This is a genomic window from Mycobacterium sp. (assembly GCF_050701515.1).
Lineage (GTDB): Bacteria > Actinomycetota > Actinomycetes > Mycobacteriales > Mycobacteriaceae > Mycobacterium.
This window is the reverse complement of the sequence record NZ_JBOGDB010000238.1, coordinates 1-17,798: the sequence shown is the minus strand read 5'-3', so window position 1 is coordinate 17,798 and position 17,798 is coordinate 1. Positions and strand designations below refer to the sequence as shown.

The 17,798-nt window shown below is 67.3% G+C and carries 21 protein-coding genes and 1 pseudogene; 14 read left to right on the top strand and 8 right to left on the bottom strand.

Annotation, left to right across the window (positions count from 1 at the left end; genetic code table 11):
- Positions 1–439: 439 nt before the first annotated feature.
- The 4 genes from ACRDU5_RS18395 to ACRDU5_RS18380 form a co-directional block, all read right to left on the bottom strand.
- Positions 440–1,195 (bottom strand): L,D-transpeptidase, encoded by a 756-nt coding sequence (locus ACRDU5_RS18395; RefSeq protein WP_526616148.1) that lies wholly within the window; start codon positions 1,193–1,195, stop codon positions 440–442.
- 176 nt (positions 1,196–1,371) lie between these two features.
- Positions 1,372–1,593: a heavy-metal-associated domain-containing protein gene (locus tag ACRDU5_RS18390; RefSeq protein ID WP_526616144.1), complete on the bottom strand. Its 222-nt coding sequence runs from the start codon at positions 1,591–1,593 to the stop codon at positions 1,372–1,374.
- A 17-nt stretch (positions 1,594–1,610) separates the two neighbouring features.
- The gene (locus tag ACRDU5_RS18385) at positions 1,611–2,696 is read right to left on the bottom strand and encodes an urease accessory protein UreH domain-containing protein (RefSeq protein ID WP_526616143.1); all 1,086 of its coding nucleotides are present in this window, start codon (positions 2,694–2,696) and stop codon (positions 1,611–1,613) included.
- A 111-nt stretch (positions 2,697–2,807) separates the two neighbouring features.
- Positions 2,808–5,447, bottom strand: coding sequence for a heavy metal translocating P-type ATPase (locus ACRDU5_RS18380; protein ID WP_526616142.1), 2,640 nt, complete (start codon positions 5,445–5,447; stop codon positions 2,808–2,810).
- 99 nt (positions 5,448–5,546) lie between these two features.
- Between ACRDU5_RS18380 and ACRDU5_RS18375 the strand changes: the two genes are divergently transcribed.
- The gene (locus ACRDU5_RS18375; RefSeq protein WP_526616140.1) at positions 5,547–5,948 is read left to right on the top strand and encodes a heavy metal-responsive transcriptional regulator; all 402 of its coding nucleotides are present in this window, start codon (positions 5,547–5,549) and stop codon (positions 5,946–5,948) included.
- A gap of 278 nt (positions 5,949–6,226) precedes the next feature.
- Here ACRDU5_RS18375 and ACRDU5_RS18370 read toward each other — a convergent pair whose 3' ends face one another.
- Entirely contained in the window at positions 6,227–8,128 is a 1,902-nt protein-coding gene (locus ACRDU5_RS18370) for a copper resistance CopC/CopD family protein (protein ID WP_526616139.1), read from the bottom strand.
- A 301-nt stretch (positions 8,129–8,429) separates the two neighbouring features.
- Here ACRDU5_RS18370 and ACRDU5_RS18365 point away from each other — a divergent pair, with 301 nt between their 5' ends.
- The 3 genes from ACRDU5_RS18365 to ACRDU5_RS18355 are packed head-to-tail and all read left to right on the top strand — an operon-like array spanning position 8,430 to position 10,044.
- Positions 8,430–8,813 carry a BlaI/MecI/CopY family transcriptional regulator gene (locus tag ACRDU5_RS18365; RefSeq protein WP_526616146.1) on the top strand — a complete coding sequence of 128 codons (384 nt, stop codon included), beginning with the start codon at positions 8,430–8,432 and terminating at the stop codon, positions 8,811–8,813.
- Entirely contained in the window at positions 8,810–9,739 is a 930-nt protein-coding gene (locus ACRDU5_RS18360) for a M56 family metallopeptidase (RefSeq protein WP_526616138.1), read from the top strand. Before ACRDU5_RS18365 ends, ACRDU5_RS18360 begins: the two co-directional genes overlap by 4 nt.
- Positions 9,740–9,783: 44 nt before the next feature.
- Complete coding sequence (locus ACRDU5_RS18355; RefSeq protein WP_526616145.1) at positions 9,784–10,044, top strand: SHOCT domain-containing protein; 261 nt, start codon at positions 9,784–9,786, stop codon at positions 10,042–10,044.
- Between the two features lie 225 nt (positions 10,045–10,269).
- Here the strand turns inward: ACRDU5_RS18355 and ACRDU5_RS18350 are convergent, their stop codons facing one another.
- Positions 10,270–10,503 carry a hypothetical protein gene (locus ACRDU5_RS18350; protein ID WP_526616137.1) on the bottom strand — a complete coding sequence of 78 codons (234 nt, stop codon included), beginning with the start codon at positions 10,501–10,503 and terminating at the stop codon, positions 10,270–10,272.
- Between the two features lie 25 nt (positions 10,504–10,528).
- On the opposite strand from ACRDU5_RS18350, the gene ACRDU5_RS18345 reads away from it, so the two are divergent.
- From ACRDU5_RS18345 to ACRDU5_RS18315, 7 genes and pseudogenes are all read left to right on the top strand, one after another.
- Positions 10,529–11,410 (top strand): YHS domain-containing protein, encoded by an 882-nt coding sequence (locus ACRDU5_RS18345; RefSeq protein ID WP_526616135.1) that lies wholly within the window; start codon positions 10,529–10,531, stop codon positions 11,408–11,410.
- A gap of 71 nt (positions 11,411–11,481) precedes the next feature.
- Positions 11,482–12,330, top strand: coding sequence for a F510_1955 family glycosylhydrolase (locus ACRDU5_RS18340; RefSeq protein ID WP_526616133.1), 849 nt, complete (start codon positions 11,482–11,484; stop codon positions 12,328–12,330).
- Positions 12,331–12,948 (top strand): annotated as a pseudogene (locus tag ACRDU5_RS18335) (DUF1942 domain-containing protein).
- Positions 12,879–13,085: a helix-turn-helix domain-containing protein gene (locus tag ACRDU5_RS18330; RefSeq protein ID WP_526616132.1), complete on the top strand. Its 207-nt coding sequence runs from the start codon at positions 12,879–12,881 to the stop codon at positions 13,083–13,085. The pseudogene ACRDU5_RS18335 and the gene ACRDU5_RS18330 overlap by 70 nt, the downstream one beginning before the upstream one ends.
- A 168-nt stretch (positions 13,086–13,253) precedes the next feature.
- A complete protein-coding gene (locus ACRDU5_RS18325; protein WP_526616131.1) occupies positions 13,254–14,486 on the top strand; it encodes an ATP-binding protein in 1,233 nt (410 codons plus the stop codon).
- 128 nt (positions 14,487–14,614) lie between these two features.
- Positions 14,615–14,842, top strand: a complete 228-nt coding sequence (locus tag ACRDU5_RS18320) for a type II toxin-antitoxin system VapB family antitoxin (protein ID WP_526616130.1) — start codon at positions 14,615–14,617, stop codon at positions 14,840–14,842.
- Entirely contained in the window at positions 14,839–15,234 is a 396-nt protein-coding gene (locus ACRDU5_RS18315) for a PIN domain-containing protein (protein ID WP_526616129.1), read from the top strand. Before ACRDU5_RS18320 ends, ACRDU5_RS18315 begins: the two co-directional genes overlap by 4 nt.
- A gap of 57 nt (positions 15,235–15,291) precedes the next feature.
- Here the strand turns inward: ACRDU5_RS18315 and ACRDU5_RS18310 are convergent, their stop codons facing one another.
- Positions 15,292–15,594 (bottom strand): toxin, encoded by a 303-nt coding sequence (locus tag ACRDU5_RS18310; RefSeq protein ID WP_526616127.1) that lies wholly within the window; start codon positions 15,592–15,594, stop codon positions 15,292–15,294.
- Positions 15,591–15,818 (bottom strand): ribbon-helix-helix protein, CopG family, encoded by a 228-nt coding sequence (locus ACRDU5_RS18305; protein ID WP_526616125.1) that lies wholly within the window; start codon positions 15,816–15,818, stop codon positions 15,591–15,593. Before ACRDU5_RS18305 ends, ACRDU5_RS18310 begins: the two co-directional genes overlap by 4 nt.
- Before the next feature lie 148 nt (positions 15,819–15,966).
- On the opposite strand from ACRDU5_RS18305, the gene ACRDU5_RS18300 reads away from it, so the two are divergent.
- The 3 genes from ACRDU5_RS18300 to ACRDU5_RS18290 form a co-directional block, all read left to right on the top strand.
- On the top strand, positions 15,967–16,677 hold the full coding sequence (locus ACRDU5_RS18300; RefSeq protein WP_526616124.1) for an oxygen-binding di-iron domain-containing protein: 711 nt from the start codon (positions 15,967–15,969) through the stop codon (positions 16,675–16,677).
- A 5-nt stretch (positions 16,678–16,682) separates the two neighbouring features.
- Positions 16,683–17,240 (top strand): hypothetical protein, encoded by a 558-nt coding sequence (locus ACRDU5_RS18295; protein WP_526616123.1) that lies wholly within the window; start codon positions 16,683–16,685, stop codon positions 17,238–17,240.
- On the top strand, positions 17,240–17,798 hold a 559-nt coding region (locus ACRDU5_RS18290), incomplete at its 3' end, for a TIGR03560 family F420-dependent LLM class oxidoreductase (protein ID WP_526616122.1). The genes ACRDU5_RS18295 and ACRDU5_RS18290, both read left to right, overlap by 1 nt.

Here is a 17,798-nt window from a genome sequence, read left to right as displayed (position 1 = left end):
TAAGACGACCGCGTCCACCCCGGCGGCTTTCAGCGCGGCCTGGTTTTGCTCGAGGTCGCCGATCTGGTCCCAGCACGGCTGACACGACAGCCCTTCCTGGAAGTACAGCAGCACCGAGCGCCCAATCCGATCGGAAGATCACCGTGGCGACCCGGCGCCGAACACCAGGGTCGCCGGCACCACCCCGCCGCAGGTGCCGAAACCCGGTCGCCAGGTAGGCCGGCAGCATCACCGACACGCAGCACGGTGCCAGCAGGGCGACCACCCCGCCCAGGAAGGCCGCCAGCAGTGTCGCCCCGACGAGAACCTCACCCACGGCCCGGCTCCGGCACTGTCAGTACGTTCTGCACGATTCCTCCGCTACCTGACATCGCCGGCGCACCGCCGAGCTGACCATGTACTGTCTCCGTACGTAGATAGTAGCGTGCGAGTAGAGCAGCTAACTCTGCACGATGACCGGATCGCCGAGGCGGACCGTGTCGAAGTACCACGCCGCGTTGTCCGGACTGAGGTTGATGCAGCCGTGGCTGACGTTCGCGTTGCCCTGCGACGCCACCGACCACGGAGCCGAATGCACGTAGACGCCGCCCCAGGTGATCCGGACCCCGTACTCCCCGTTGATCAGATAGCCCTCAGGTGACTCGAGCGGAATACCAATCGTTCGCGAATCGAATACCACCCGCCGCTGCCTCTCCAGCACCTGGAACGTGCCGACCGGCGTGTCGAAGCCGCGCTTGCCCAGCGACGCCGGCATTTCTCGGACCACCTGCGCGTCGATGCTGACCGTCAACGTGTGCTCGGAAATGTCGGCAATAGCCAGGACCGCCGCGCCGGTCTCGAAACTGGTCGACATGCCGCCCGCCGCCACTGTGACCGGCGTGTAGGCGGGCCAAAACCCATCTGGCTCCCACTGCACGATGCGGTCGTTCACCCAGGTAAACCGGCCAGGGGTAGCTTTCGGTGATGCGATATCAATGGTTTGCTCAGCGGCCGCACGATCCTTAACCGGCGTGGTGAAGCTCACGGATACCGGTTGCGCAATGCCCACCACCTCCCCAGGCGTGGGTTCGATGGCGGCAACAGTCAAGACGGCAGTGGGTGGTTTGGAGGCTGCCGCACCCGCATTGCCCGATCCCGCTACGGCGATTACCACCACTGCCACCATGACGAGCAGATTTCCAACCACGCCGAGCATGGCCTCGACGCAACCAGTCGCCTCAGCCCTCGCTGCGTCGCGCGGCATGATCACGTCCGAAGCAACACCACCCGCCATGACAGCCAATCTACTATCAACGTACGTAGACCGTAGGGTGGTGCCGAGCGGCGCGCCGTTAGGCGAGCTTTGCGGCTTGCCGGCACTGCAGCCGCTGATTACGGCTGCAGGGTGGCGTTGTATCCGAGGCCGGTGATGGCGTCGATGACCTGCTGGGTGTTGGTGCGGGTGGTGTCCAGCCAGACGGTGGACTGTTCGGCCTTGACTTCGGTGAGGGAACGGCTGACGCCAGGCAGGTCTTCGAGCGCGTCGTCGATCAGCATCGAGCAGCTGCCGCAGTGCATGCCCTCGACCCGGAAAACCTGCGTGCTGGTGGGCATTTGGTGTCTCTTTCGACTCAGGTGATGCTGATGGTTCCGGTGTACATGCCCATGCTGCAGGCGTAACGCAGGGTGCCCGGGGCGGGGGTGCCGAGGTCGATGCGGGTGTCACCGGATTCGGGCAGCACCGTTTGGGTGCCGCCGATGGTGAAGGCGCGGACGCACCCGGCGGCGCCCTCGGAGCGCACGATCAGGGTGGTGGGGACGCCGGCGGTGATCTCCGCGTTGCGGGGGCTGTATCCGCTGCTCGACGCGGTGATAACGACGTCTTGGTGTCCGTCGGTGATCGTGGTCGTGTTGGGGTCGGCGGTGGCGGTGCCCGACATCGACTCGGCGATCCGGCTGGCCGCCAGCGGCGATCCGGCCAGCTCGAGCCCACCGTTGAGGGTGTAGAGGCCCATCGCGACGACGGCGACGCCGGCGGCGGCGACCAGCCGGCCCTGCCATAGGGTGGCCGCCTTACGGGCGGCGTAGCCGAGGATCGCGAACAGCGGGCTGGTGCCGCCGACGAAGACGGCCATGATCGCCGCGCCCCGCCACGGCGATCCCGACGCCAGCGCGAGCGCTTCCACCGATAACGTCACCCCGCAGGGCAGTAACACCGTCGCCACGCCGAGCAGCGCGGGCGCCGCCGCGGACCGTGATCGTGTGCGGTTGCGGACCAGCCGTGTCCACGACGCGGGGGGTTGCACGACGATGCGACGGAATCCGGGGACGCCGAGCTGGGCCAGACCGAAGGTGATGATGAGTAGCCCGGCCGCGATCTGCAGCCAGCTGCGCGCCCCCGACGACAGTTGCACCATGCCGCCGAGCGCTCCAAGCAGCGCGCCGAGGACGGTGTAGGCGGCCAGTTTCCCGGCCAGGAAACCCCCCACCGGGGCGAGGTCATCGCCCAAACGGGCGCTCCATGACCGTGACTGGCTGCCGGTCCGGTTGGATAATGCCGGATCCGGTTGCGGTGCAACGGTTGCCGGTTCTGTCGGGGCTGGCTCGCGGGCGGCCTGTTGACGCGTGATCAACCCGGTAAGCAGTCCGCCCTGGACGGCGGCGCACGACAGGCCGCCGGCGAATAGGCCGGTGATCAGCACCGCGACGAGATTCACGGATGTCTCTCCTGACGATGTCGTCGCTGGTCTCGGTCGCGGCGCGACCTTCCCGGATGATTGATCTACGTACTGAAGTAGTAGATCGCCGAAGGTGACCTTACGGATCGGTCAGGGGCGGTGCAAGTTACGCAGTTGCGCGTCGATTTCGGCGCGGAGTCCTTGCAGGTGAACGATCTGCTGTGCCCGGTCGCCATTGGCACCGCGGTCCTGCGCGAGGGATTCCGGGTGCTCCGACTGCCCGTGCCCGTTGCCGATCGTCTGTTCGTGCCGGCTGGTCAGGGTGTCGACCGCTGATTCGAGGCGGGCGGCGATCGCCGCAAGCTGGGCCAGCATCGGATCCGGCGCACCGGCGGCGGTGGTCGGTGAAGTGTCCGAGAAGGATTGTCCGGGCGCGGGTTTCGCATAGATGTCGGTGTCGCGGGTGCGGCGCAGGTGGCGACGACGACCCTGGTGTCCGGTGGTCTGCGGGTAGGCGGTGCGGAAGCGTCGCAGCCGCAGGCTGTTGGACACCACGAACACGCTGGATAGTGCCATTGCGGCGCCTGCGATGAGTGGGTTGAGCAGCCCCAGCGCGGCCAGCGGCAAGGCGGCCAGGTTGTAGGCGAAGGCCCAGAACAGGTTGGCCTTGATGGTTCCCAGGGTGCGCCGGGCGAGGCGGATCGCGTCGACCGCGGCGCGCAGGTCGCCCCGCACCAGGGTGAGGTCGCTGGCCTCGATCGCGACGTCGGTGCCGGTGCCCATCGCCAGCCCCAGATCGGATTGAGCCAGGGCCGCGGCGTCGTTGACTCCGTCGCCGACCATTGCGACCACCCGGCCCTCACGCTGAAGCCGCGCCACGGCGTCGACCTTCTCGCGGGGCAGCACCTCGGCGATCACCTCATCGATGCCGACCTCTTCGGCCACGGCGCGGGCCGCAGCGGCGTTGTCGCCGGTGAGCAGGACGGGGCGCAGTCCGAGCTCACGCAGTCCGGCAACGGCGTCGCGGGAGGTGGGTTTGACGGTGTCGGCCACCACCAAGACCGCGCGGGCGGTGCCATCCCAGGCGACCAGAACCGCTGTGCGGTCCTGTGATTCGGCGTGGCATTGAACGGCAGTGAGATCTGCGGGCAGTCCGATGCCGTGCCGGTCGAGCAGGCTGGCCCGACCGACGAGCACGTCGCGTCCATCGACCGTGCCGCGGACGCCGAGGCCTTCGAGGTTGGTGAACTCGCCCACCACGGGCAACTCACCAACGCGTTGCCGCGCCGCCTGCGAAATGGCGGCGGCGATGGGGTGCTCGGAGGCGTCTTCGAGTGCGCCGACGATGCGCAGTGCCTCTGTCTCGGAGACGCCAGTAGTGGTGTGCACGGCGGTCAGGCTCATCTTGCCGGTGGTGGCGGTGCCGGTCTTGTCCAGCACGATGGTGTCCACGCGGCGGGTGGATTCGAGCACTTCGGGGCCCTTGATCAGGATGCCCAGCTGGGCGCCGCGGCCGGTGCCGACCAGCAGCGCCGTCGGGGTGGCCAACCCGAGCCCGCACGGGCAGGCGATGATCAGCACCGCGACCGCGGTCGACAACGCGGTCGCGGGGCCTGCGCCCAACGCAAGCCACACACCGAATGCGGCGGCGGCGAGCGCGATCACGATCGGCACGAACACCGCGGAGATGCGGTCGGCGAGCCGCTGGATTTCGGCCTTGCCGTTCTGAGCGTCGGCGACCAGCTTGGCCATTTGCGCCAGTTGAGTGTCGGCGCCGACGCGGGTGGCGCGCACGACCAGCCGGCCGCCGGCGTTGACCGTCGCCCCCACTACCGGGTCGCCGGGAGCGACTTCGACCGGCACCGATTCGCCGGTGAGCATGCTGGCGTCGACGGCCGACGTGCCGTCCTCGACGACGCCGTCGGTGGCGATTTTTTCCCCGGGTCGCACGATGAACCGGTCGCCGACGCTCAGCTCGTCGATCGGGATGCGCAGCTCTGTGTCACCACGCAGGACCGCGACGTCCTTGGCGCCCATCTCCAGCAGCGCCCGCAGTGCCGACCCGGCGCGGCGTTTCGCGCGCGCCTCGAAGAACCGGCCGGCAAGGATCGCGGCGGTCAGCCCGCTGGCGACCTCGAGGTAGATGTTCTGTCCGGCCGATCCCCGCTCGACGGTCAGGCTGAACCCGTGGCGCATGCCTTCGTGGCCGGCGCCGCCCAGGAACAGCGCATACACCGACCAGCCGAACGCGGCCAGCACGCCCACAGAGATCAGCGTGTCCATAGTGGCCGTGCGGTGACGCAGGTTGGCCAGCGCGGCTCGGTGGAACGGCCACGCACCCCACACCGCGACCGGAGCTGTCAACGTCAGCGCGAGCCACTGCCAGTAGGTGAACTGCAGCGGCGGCACCATCGACAGCGCGATCACCGGCACCCCGAGCAGCAGCGACACTCGCATTCGTTGCCGCAGCGAACGGGTGCGCTCGTCGTAGCCATCCTCGTCGCCCGACTCCGACGTCGAATCCGCCTCGGCGGCAGCGGCCTTCGGTGGCGTGGCGGTGTAGCCGGCGTCTGCGATCACCCGGATCAGATCGGCCGTTGATACTGACGCCGCGAACTCCACCTGCGCGGTTTCGGTGGCGTAGTTGACCGCCGCGGTGACGCCGTCCAGCTTGTTGAGCGTGCGTTCGATCCGGGCGGCGCACGACGCGCACGTCATCCCGCCGATCGCCAACTCGACCCGTTGAGATCCCGACGCCTGCCCGGTATCGCGATCGACCGTCACGCTCATTGCTCCCCTATTGCTGCCAGGATTCGGAGCCGGGAGGTTTGTGCCCGGTGACTCGACCCTAAACGTTCCAGTACGCTGGAATGTCAAGGAGGAAGTGCGATGCAGATCGGCGAACTAGCGGCCCGCAGCGGCGTCACGACCAAGACGATCCGTTTCTACGAACAGGCCGGCGTTCTTCCCGAACCTGCCCGCACCCACGGTGGCTACCGAGACTACGGCGACGAGTTCATCGACCGGCTCGAATTTGTGCGCCGCGCGCAGGCCGCCGGTCTGACACTGCGGCAGGTGAGGCAAATCCTGGCCATCCGCGACCGCGGTGACGCTCCATGCGCGCATGTGCAGGGCGTCCTGCAAGACCGGTTGGATCAGGTCCGCGCCCACATCGCCGAACTGATCGCCCTCGAAACCCATCTGGAAAACCTGCTCGAGCACGCCGGGCACGGACCGCCGACCCCGCATGACTCGTCAACTGTGTGCTGGATCCTTGAAGCCGACACCTGAGTCGGAGGGCATCAACGATCAACGATCCTGGATCGAGTTGACCTTCAGTGAACCTTCACCGAACCCATACAGATCCGAGTTATTCAGCCCCCACGCTGGGCGCTGAAGGGAGAATGTGTGGACATTGTGCGGAACTTTGACTCGGCCTATGGAATGGGTTGGGTCGGCTGGGTGCTGATCGATGGTCACGCATGGCGCTGTAACGTGCATCCACAACGCAGTTGGGGTTCTTCCCCTCCCACGCCCACATCCTCGGCATCGCCCGGCCCGCCGACTGACTAGTCACGGTCGGTGTAGACGAGACGCCGGGTGACGAGATGCTTTGCGTCGGTAAGGGTTTCCTCGGCGATGCGGCCACGCTCGTCGAGGGTGAGTTGAACGTTGATCGACGCGGCGGGATAGCCCAGCGCCAAGCGAACCGGCGCGCCGTCGGGTGAGGTTCGCGCCGCGATCGGTGCGGTGCCGTCGGCGTACGGTTCTTGCGACAGGAAGAAGTCGGCGTCCAGGTCGAGCCGGTCCGGTTCGGGCGCGGCAGTGCTGGTGTCGCTGCTGACCGTTTCGTAGACGGTGATCGTCGCGGCGGCGCGGGTGGCCGCGACGGCGCCGGCGAGTTCGGCACCGCCAGGCCGCGGCGGCCACGACACGATCAGACCGGTGGCCCCGCCCGTCCAGCCGGCGGCGTCGGCGCGCAGGGTGAGCACGTTGTCGCCGGTGCGCCACACGACTCGGGTGTAGTAGCAGCCGGTGCCGCAGCCGTCGAGGCGCAGCACGGTATCGGCGAGCGACGCCGCGAGGCTGTACTGCTGATCGGGTTCGGGGGCGTAGTAGTCGCCCCGCCGCGGCGTGGACAGCCGTACCACGAGCAGCCCGTCGCTGGCGGTGGCGCTGATCCCGACCTGCCCGGCCAGCGCGCCCAGCGGCACCACCGGCCCGGTCGGCTCCGGCGCCGCGGGCGCCGACGCCGATCCGCGAGGCGGTGGTGTGGACACCAGCACCGCGCTGGCCGCCAAGACGACTACCAGCAGACCCGCTTCGGTCGCCATCACCCGGCCCAGCCGCGCTGCCCGGTCTGGGTTACGACGGATAAGCCGCGCGGTCAGCGCCGCCCCCGACGCTGCGGCGACGAGTCCCAGCTTTATCAGCAGCACTCGCCCGTAGGTGGTGGACACCAGCTGTGACAGCGGGATGAGCACCAGCGCGCTGATCACACCGGTGGTCACCACCGCCAGGTAGGTCCACAGCGCCAGCCGCACATAAGACGCCAGCACCCACCGCACCGCCCCGGCGACCTGCCGCCACGCCACCACCGCGCGCACCGTGTGCACCAGGGCGCCCACCCAAATCGTGATCGCGGCCAGATGCATGCCCGTTAGGACCGCACCTCCGGCCCCCGCGGTGGCGTCGGCGTGCGAGCGGATCCCTTCGGCGGCAATGACCACCACCAGTGCCGCCAGCGCCCAACCGCCCAGCCGCAACATGGCCAGCGCCGCCGCCAGCCCCGCCGCCTCGGCCAGCAACACCACCCCGGCCCGCCCATTCCACGCCGCAGCCAGGCTGCCGGCGTCCATCACCCGCAGCGTCATCAAGCCGAGCACCCCGGCCAGCGCCGCCAGCAGAGCGGCTGGCACCCAGGTCCGCAGCGGCGGCAATGCGGGCTGCTCGGCGCGGGCGGACGCGGTGAACCGCTGTGCGATCAGACCGCCGACCGCGACCGCCAAACCCGCGAACAGCAGCCAACGCAGCGCCGCCTCACCCCAGGCCGGCCGGCTCGGGGCACCGGCGGCCGCCGCGCCCGACAGCGCCCCGCCGACCGCGAACCGGAACTCCTGCTCAACCTGGTCGCCGTCGCTGCCGGTGACCCGCCAGCGCACCGTGTACGTTCCCGGCTCCAGCGCCCGGTCGGGCCTTGCGGTGACGAAGCGGCCCTCCCGCGCAAGGGTAGCGGGCCCGACCGGCACATCACGGCCGGCCTGATCGAGCAGCACAATCGCGTGGTCGCCGATCGTGACCGGCTCGTTGAACAACAGCGTGATCACCTCCGGCGAGGAGGCGACCGCTGTTTGGGCGGCCGGTTCGGTGAACAGCAAGGTCGGATGCGCCTGCGCAATGCCAGCGCCCGGACCCAGCAGCATCACCATGACGACCAAAGGGGCTGCCAGCCAACGCATCACCGAACTCACGGCCAGCGGGCATCCATCCGGCGATCCAGCTCTCGGGTCAGCCGTCGGTCACAGAGCCGGCCGCAGCGGCCGCAGCGCCGTTGCATGAGCACAGTAAACCCGATCGCTTCGGCCACCGGGTCCGCTCCTAGGTCAAGTCCGCCAGTGCATTCGTCACAATTACGAGACCGCCACGCCAGCTCTACCATCTACTACTATCTATGTACTACTACTATCTACGTACGTAGACGATACACAGTTCAATGTGGAGCCTGCCCCCATTCGCGACGTAGGCTCGGCACCGACACCGCGGGAGGCCAACGTGCGGATACGAGGATTCGGGGAACTGGAATCGGTCATCATTGACCGCATCTGGAATCGTGACCCCGCGAAGTCGACGACGGTGCGGGAGGTGTTCGACGAACTGGCCGCCGAACGCGACATCGCCTACACCACGGTGATGTCCACAATGGATAACCTGCACGGCAAGGGCTGGCTGGCGCGGCAACGTGACGGCAAGGCCTATCGGTACTGGGCCACACTGACGCGCGAGGAACACAGCGCCCGGCTCATGCGTGAGGCGCTCGACGGCGGCGGGCGCTCCGACTTGGTGCTGAACCACTTCATCGAACAGATCGGCCCCGAGGAGTCGGCGCGGCTGCGCGCCGCGCTGCGGCGGCTGGGAAAACGGACTGACAAGCGGTGAGTATCGCCGCCTGCCTGCTGCTGTACAGCGTCGCGGTGACCGTCGTCGGACCGCCGCTGTTACGGCGGCTGACGCGCGGCGGGCATGCCCCCCGGTTCGGGGTGGCAGCCTGGCTGACCGCGATCGGCAGCGTGCTGATCAGCTGGGTGGCAGCGGCGGCGCTGATCATCGTCGACGTCATAGGCCACTGGCATCATCGCGGCGTCCTCATGGCGGCCTGCCTGGCCCTGTTGCGCGATATGATCACCCGCGACGCCGGTGTCGCGGTGCAATTCATCGCGCTGACGGTTGCGGTTGGCGCGGCCGCGGGCGCCGCCCTCATCAGTTGGCGGCTGGCCCGGACCCTGATGCGACTGCGTGCCCGCGCCCACAACCACGCGCAGGCCGTCCGGCTGGTCGGCCACCGCACCGGCGAACGCGACGTGGTCGTCGTCGACGCTGCCAAACCCGCCGCCTACTGTGTGTCCGGTCGGCCACCGGCCATCGTAGTCACCACTGGCGCCATCGCCGCGCTCGACGAGCGCCAGATGCGCGCGGTCCTAGCCCACGAGCGTGCCCACCTCGCCGGCCACCACCCCAATGTCGTTGCGGCGCTGCGCAGCCTGGCCACGGTGTTTCCCCGAATTCCGATGATGGCCCAAGGCGCCGTCGAGGTGTCTCGACTACTGGAGATGTGCGCCGACGATGCGGCGGCCCGTCGGCACGGACGCTGGGCGCTGCTGTCCGGGCTGATTACCCTGGCCGGGGCCGCCCCCGTCGAAGCGCTCGGCGCGGCCGACATCGCAGTCCTGACCCGAGCGGAACGCCTGGCCGCGCCGCCGGCCCATCGCCGCGCCGCACTCACGAGCGCACTGACCATCTTTGTTGTCGGGCCGCTGATCACCGCCGTCCTGGCGGCCTCCGGTTCGCTGATGTGCGGTGGCTAGTTGATGGTCCGGCTTCGCTGATCACGGAAGGGGAAGCATCGATGATGATGTGGTACGGCGGGGACTGGGGATGGGGCGGCTGGCTCCTGATGACTGTGGCGATGATCGTGTTCTGGGCCCTGCTGATCACCGCAGTGGTGCTTCTCGTGCGATACCTGGTGTCCGCGTCGCGGGGCAGCGGTGTGCCACCAACCGCCGCGGGACCCGGCAGCGCCGAGGAGACTCTCGCGCAGCGCTACGCGCGCGGCGAGATCGACGACGATGAATACCGGCAGCGCCTCACGCTGCTACGCCAGCACCGGTAGTTGCGACGCATGGCGGGGCCCTGGAGTCTGGACAAGCTGTCGGCCGCGGCGGGAGAGCCCGAGCATCGTCTCCGCTGGTACGCCGATGTGAGGTTGCTGCACCGGCAACCCGATGGCGATCTCGAGCCGGACTCGTTGCACCGGTTGCGGCTGATCCAGTTCGCGCGGAGTCGGGGCATCGGTGACGAACAGTTGGCGGCGGCCACGGCAAGTCAGGGCGATCTGTTAGGCCTTTTCGACGAACCGACCCCGCTCGACGACGCCGCCGCGAGTCTCGTCGACGCCGCCCTGGAGATCGGTCTCGACGATGCCGTGTTCGGGGAGCTGGCGGAAATTCTCGACTGGGATGTCGAGGCCGGCACCGAGTCGGACGTTGCCACCTTGCGCGCTGGCCCGAGCGCTTGCGCTGGGAATGCCTCGCGACGCCTTATTGCAGCTGACCCGCGTCTTCGCCGACACCATGGATCGCCTGGCCGATGCTATCGTGCGCACCTTCCACAACTACGTCCATGAACGCTTCCGCGCGCAGGGACTCGTCGGTGAGGAGCTGCTGAAGGCTACCGAGGACGTCGGCAAACCCGCGCTGAAATTGGTCGAGCCGGCCGTCCTGCTTTTCCATCGACGGGCCTATCAGCGCGCCAACCGCGAGGACTTCCTGCGGCATCTTGCGGAGGCGACCACCCCGCCCGCGGCGACGCCGGGCGAGGAACACGCGACCGTCCTGTTTGTCGATCTGGCCAGTTTCACACCGCTGACCGCGGTAATGGGTGATCAAACGGCGGCCGACGTGCTGCGCAGGTTCAGTGTCACCGCGCGCAACGGCGCAACGCAATACCGGGGCCGGATTCTCAAGCAGATCGGGGATGCGTTCATGCTGATGTTCACGCAACCCGCAGACGCCATCGAATTCGGGCTGGCGATGGACCGTTTCATCGACGCAGAGCCTCAATTCCCCGCCCTGCACATCGGCGCACACTGCGGCACGGTCCTGTACCGCGAAGGTGACTATGTTGCCGGCACAATCAATCTCGCCGCGCGGGTGGCGTCGGCCGGTGCGGCAGGGCAGTTCCTGATCACCGAGGATCTCCGTGATGCGGCGGGGGATCTCGCAGACGCCGACTTCGCTGCGTTGCCCCCGCGGCGGCTCAAGGGAATTCCCGATCCGATCCGCCTCGTCGAGGTACGGCGCCGCAGGCCGGAACGCTCGGACCGCGAAACCGACCCTGTGTGCGGTCAGCTCCTCCGCCCAGACGAGGTGGCCACCCGGGTCAGCTGGCATGGAACTACGTACGCGTTCTGCTGCGAAACATGTGAGCAAGCCTTCACCGACGCCCCCGGTCGCTTCGTCACCGCGGACCGGGTCTAGCGGCGCGGTCGGGTACGCTGACAATCTGCTATTTATGTACGTAGATAGTAGATACGGAAGGTGATGCTGTGATGCGTAGCCGCCGCTGGATGTACGTGGTCGCGGTGTTGGCCTCGGTCGGGGCGCTCGGCGCATGTGGCCAAGACTCGCCGGAGGCCGATGACGTCGATCTGGCACATATTCACGGGCTGGGCGTCAATCCCGCCGACGGGCAGCTGTACGTCGCGAGTCATCACGGCGTGTTCCGCGTCGGCGAGGGCCGGCCGGAGCAAGTCGCCGGCCGGACCCAGGACTTCATGGGATTCACGGTGATCGGCCCGGACCACTTCCTCGGCAGCGGCCATCCCGCGCCCGGCGACCGCGAGCAGCCCCCGCAGCTGGGCCTGATTGAGAGCACCGACGCGGCACAGACGTGGCAGGTGCTGTCGTTATCCGGTGAGGCGGACTTTCATGCGATGGAGGCCAAGGGCGGCCGGGTGTATGGCTATGACAGCGTGACCGGTCAGATCCTGGTGAGTTCGGACATGCGGTCCTGGGATCGGCGCACCGAAGGCGGCGTGATCGACCTGGCCATTTCCCCGGACAATCCGGACGAGGTCTTGGCCACCACCCGCAACGGCCTCGCCCGCAGCACCGATGGCGCCCGCACGTTCACGCTGACCGGCTCCGCACCCGCGCTGGTGTTGGTCGACTGGCCGCGCACCGACCTGACCGTGGGCGTTGGCCCCGATGGCGCCGCGCACACCAGTAGCGACGGCGGCGCGCACTGGACGGCCCGGGGCCGGGTGCCGGGAAGTCCCCGCGCCATGGCGACGCACGCCGAGACAGACGTCTACGTGGCGACCGACGAGGCGATTTACCGCTCCGCCGACGGCGGCCAAACCTTTGAGGCAATCCTGCACCTGCAGGGAAATCCATAAATGAGGAGAACACACGTGCGCAGACTGGGAATTTTCGTCGCCGCTGCGGCGGCGATGCTGGCGCTGGTGGGTGTCGGCATGCCACCCGTCGCAACGGCCGCCGAGATGTGTCCACACATGTTCGGGTCACACCAGCGGCTGGTGGATGCCGGCGGCGCGGTGGTGCAGGAATGGACCGTGACCGAGCTGCGTCAGAGCGCCGACCCCGCGCCGGGTTATCCACTGGGCGGTCAGCTCTGGGAGGCGACGGTATCGGTATAGGCGGTGTCCGGGACGATGACGCCGATCATCCCGAACTTCTTCGCGGTAGCGGGTCCAGGCACCCGGTACCAGGTGTTGTGGCAATTATCCAGTCCCGCAGGCATTTCGGGCGCCACCATCGCACAGGGCCAGACCGCGACGGGCAAGGTGTACTTCGACGTCACCGGCGCCGACCCCGCCGCCGTCGTCCACACCGCTGGCGACCCGAAACCGTCGATGATGTGGTGCTGCGACGGCGACATGATGCCCATGGATATGGATATGCCCATGGATATGGGCAATTGCCCGTGCTGTTCAGATGCGGCGCGCTGCCGATTGCGCAACGCGCCGACGACGAGCTGGCCGCCGCAGGGATGAGCACGCCCGAGATCGCACGCGAACTCGTGGTCAGCCCGCGCACCGTCGAGACGCACCTGTCACGTACCTACCAGAAGCTCGATATCGCCGGACGCGACCAACTACCCGCCGCGCTGTCCGGCGATGCGGCTCGCTGACGCGGCTCGGTTCGCGGCTAACTGCGCATTCATGATTCGACCAGATGTGCAGCGGCGCTGCGACCAGATGTGCATCGATATAGCGGCCAAGTGCGCACACCTGTGGATAATGAGGCTATGCCAAGCACCACGAGATCCGGACTCGTCACCCGGAAAGCCCAGGTCATGGTGGCTGAGGCGCTGGAAGACACCCGCGTGGTCACGATCAACGGCGCACGCCAGTCGGGCAAAAGCACCCTTGCACAGGTGATAGCCGCAACCCAGGATCCGGTCCGCTCCCTGACCCTGGACGATCCCGTGGCGCTGCGCGCCGCGCAGGACGATCCTGTCGGGTTCATCGAACACGACGGGCTCCTCGTCATCGACGAAGTGCAGCGCGCGCCCGGCCTCTTCCTTCCGATCAAGGCCGACGTGGATGCCGATACCCGGCCGGGCCGGTTCCTGCTCACCGGCTCAGCGCATGTACTCGCGCTGAAATCACTGCCCGATGCCCTGCCCGGGCGCATGGAAACCATCGAGCTGTGGCCCTTTTCCCAGGGCGAGATCGCCGACACCCCCGACCGCTTCATCGCCGCCGCATTCGCCGACGGCCCCCAGCTGACCCGCGACTCGAATCTGCGCCGCCGTGACTACATCGAACGCGCCGCGATCGGCGGATTCCCCGAAGCCGTCCGCCGCACCCACCGGCGCCGTGCGGCCTTCTTCGAAAGCTACCTCGACACCCTCATCAAACGCGACGTGCAAGAGATCTCCGCCATCGCACGAACCCCACAACTACGAAAACTCCTGCAACTGCTCGCCATTCGCAGCGCGAACCTGCTCGTCCCCGCAACCGTCGCCAGCGAACTCGACATTCACCGCTCCACCATCACCCGCTATCTGGTGCTGCTCGAAACCGTGTTCCTCATCAAGACGATTCCCGCCTGGTCCGGCGGCGGAACCCACCGCGCGATCGGCACACCCAAACTCGCCTTCACCGACACCGGCCTCCTATGTCATCTCCTCGGCCAAGGACCCGCCCGGCTCGCCGACCCGGGCGGCGCCGCCGGCCCCGTCCTCGAGAATTTCGTACTCATGGAACTGGCGCGCCAACTCACCTGGAACGACGAACGCGCCACCCTCTGGCACTACCGCACCAAAGACAAAGTCGAAGTCGACGCCATCCTCGAATCCGCCGACGGACGAATCATCGGCATCGAAGTCAAAGCCGGCGCGACCCTTCACAAGCACGACTTCGCCGGACTCCGCCACCTCCAAGACCGACTCGGCGACCGATTCGTCGCCGGGTTTGTCCTCTATACCGGACAACACTCCCTACCCTTCGGCGACCGCCTGCGCGCACTCCCCATCGACACCCTGTGGCGAGCCGCACCACAGGGCCGACTACAACCTGAGTACTGAGTAGCCATCACCCAACTGCCGCGCAAGCACCGGATGTCGACAACTGACCTGGTTCCGCGCGGCGAAGACTATGGCTGGCTTGCCGGTTGGCAGCGAAATGTGTACAGCCTAGAGAGTAATATGTACCTATGCCGGTAAAGAGAACCACCATCGAGCTTGACGAGGAGCTGGTGAAGGCCGCCCAGCGAGTTACTGGCCGGACGGTGCGGGCCACCGTGGAAGAGGCCCTGCGGGGATTGGTCGACACCGCCGAACGAGGACGTCAAGCCAAACGCTCGCGAGTGTCCGCGCACCTCAACATCGCACACAGTGCCGTCGACGTGAACGTACTCCACGCAGACGAGGCCTGGAGATGACGCTTTGGGTGCTGGATAAGAGTGCCCACATTCGGCTGATGGACGGCGCTTCGCCACCCCCAGAGATCGATCTTGCCGACCTCGTGCTGTGCGAGATCGGCGAGTTGGAGTGGCTGTACTCGGCTCGGTCGGCGGTCGATTACGACCGGCAGAGATCGTCGATACGCGAGGTCTTTCCCGTGCTGCCGGCACCGCCGAACATCTTCGACCGGGTACGCCGACTGCAACGCGACCTCGCACACCATCGTGGCATGTGGCATCGCACCGCCATTCCGGACCTCTTCATCGCCGAGACAGCGCTTTCGCACAATGCCGGCGTTCTCCACCGTGACCGCGACTATGCGCGGATCGCCGAAGTCCGCCCCGAACTGTTGGAGCGCCAGCTCACCTGAGTCCGCCGCCCCCGACCGCGCTGGCAGCCCTGGATTTCGCCGCATCGCTGGCTGGAACTAAGAGATCAGAGCAGTCACGATCGTCGCGGTCTCGCGTAGGGCGGTCGCACCGATGGTGCCAATTGGTTCATCGAGCGCAGCGAGAGGAAGCCACTGCAGGAGTTCCGGTAGAAGCGTGCCTTCGGGCTGTCCGACCGCGACGACCATCGCCAGTGCGTCGCCGGGGACCCGGCCGGGAATGAACGGGCATGTGATCACACGCCCGGTATCGGCGGCCAGATGGATCGCGTTGGACAGAACAGCAACGTACAGCTCGTGGTCGCTGTCGCGGCGTGGTGCGATGTCGCCGGAAGTGATCACAGGCCGGCGGCTCGGTTCGCGTGGTAAACCTTCTGCGCGTAGCCGTCGATGTCCAGCGCCGGGACCGTCCGGGTCGTGTAGTTCTGCAGGGCAACACGCAGATGCTCGTTGCGTAGGGCCTGCTCGATCATCTCCGACCGATTCAAGCCGGCGGCCCTAGCATCCGCGTCGGTCGCGGCGAGGACGGCCGCATCTACCGTCACCGAAACCTTCTCCTTCGCCATACCAAGTATCCTACCTATCGTGCTACCACCTGTCGTCTCCTGCGGCAATCTGAGGATTCCGACACGTTAGCGAGAACGCCAACGCGGTCGAGAACCGTTCACTGAATTCCTACAGCAGTTTGCCGGTGGCGGGTGGACGATGGGGCCCATGGACACCACAGTCGATGAAATCGGGGCGGGCATCTTCAGGCTGTCCACCTGGATACCGGACATCACCGAACACGGTTTCACCATGAACCAGTTCCTGCTCAACGGGGACGAGCCGTTCTTGTTCCACTGCGGCCAGCGACAGCTGTTCCCGCTGGTGTCTGCGGCCGTCGCCAAGGTCGTTCCGGTGGAGAAGTTGCGCTGGATCTCGTTCGGTCACGTCGAGGCCGATGAATGCGGTTCGGTGAACATGTGGCTGGACGCGGCGCCGGACGCCGAGGTCATTCACGGCCCGCTGGCATGCGCGATCTCGCTGATCGACATGTGCGACCGCCCGCCGGTGGTGGCCACCGCGGAGCCGCTCGACACCGGTGGGCACCGACTGCGCTTCATCGCCACACCGCATGTGCCACACAATTGGGAGGCCGGCCTTTGGTTCGACGAGACCACCTCCACGCTGCTGTCCGGTGACCTGCTCACCCATGTCGGCAAGTGCCCTGCGCTGACCGAATCCGATTGTGTGGCACCGGCAATAGCGGCCGAGGAGGTGTTCCACGCGACCGGATTGACGACCAACCTCGGCCCGACGCTCGAGCAGCTCGCGCAGCTGAACCCCAGCACGCTGGCGATCATGCACGGGTCGTCGTTCACCGGAGATGGAGCAGCACAGCTGCGCGGGCTGGCGGACGGCTACGCCGCGATGGTTCGATAACAGCCGTGCGGGCAACGACCACAACCCGGCTGGCGGTTGCCGGCACATTGCTGGTGTTGAGCGGGTTCACGGCGGGCTGCCAGTCCGGCATCGAGGGCACGCCCGTCACGACTTCCAAATCGCCCACCGAGCCCAGCTTTCCGACGTCGCGGCCAACGGCCAAGCCGCCCATCACGATCGTCCCGTCCAAGAAGCCTCCCACCGCCGTCCCGCCTGCCGACGCCGAGCCGCTGCCGCCGGATGAGTCCGGTTATGTGTTCATCGAAACCAAATCCGGCCAGACACGGTGCCAGATCGATGAGCAGACGGTGGGCTGCGAAGCCCCGTTCACAAACACGCCACTTCAGAACGGGGTGCGGGCCAACGGCGTCAACCTGTCCGCCGACGGAGCCGTGGAATGGATCGTCGGCAACCTCGGCGACATTCCGGTGGTCACCATCGACTACCGCACCTACACCGCGGTCGGCTGGACGATCGTGGCCACCAGCGACGGCACCCGATTCACCAACCAGCGCACCGGCCACGGCATGTTCGTCAGCATCGACAACGTCGACACGTACTGATGGACTTTCGCGTTTTCGTCGAGCCCCAGCAGGGCGCGAGCTATGCCGACCAGCTCGCCGTCGCCAGGGCCGCGGAGGCGCACGGCTACTCGGCGTTCTTCCGCTCCGATCACTACCTGGCGCTGAGCGGCGACGGCCTGCCCGGGCCCACCGATTCGTGGGTCACGCTGGCCGGTATCGCCCGCGAAACGTCGTCCATTCGGCTGGGCACCATGGTCACCTCCGCCACATTTCGCTTCCCCGGCCCGCTGGCGATCTCGGTGGCCGAGGTGGACGTGATGAGTGACGGCCGTGTCGAATTGGGCATCGGCGCAGGGTGGTTCGAGGCCGAGCACCGGGCAAATGCGATACCGTTCCCGCCGCTGGGCGAACGGTTCGAGCGGCTCGAAGAGCAACTGGACATCATCACCGGGCTGTGGACCACGCCGATCGGCGAGAAGTTCGGCTACACCGGAACCCACTACACGGTCGCCGATTCGCCCGCCCTGCCGAAACCCGTTCAGCAGCCCCATCCGCCGATCATCGTCGGCGGCGTCGGCGCGAAGCGAACACCCGCCC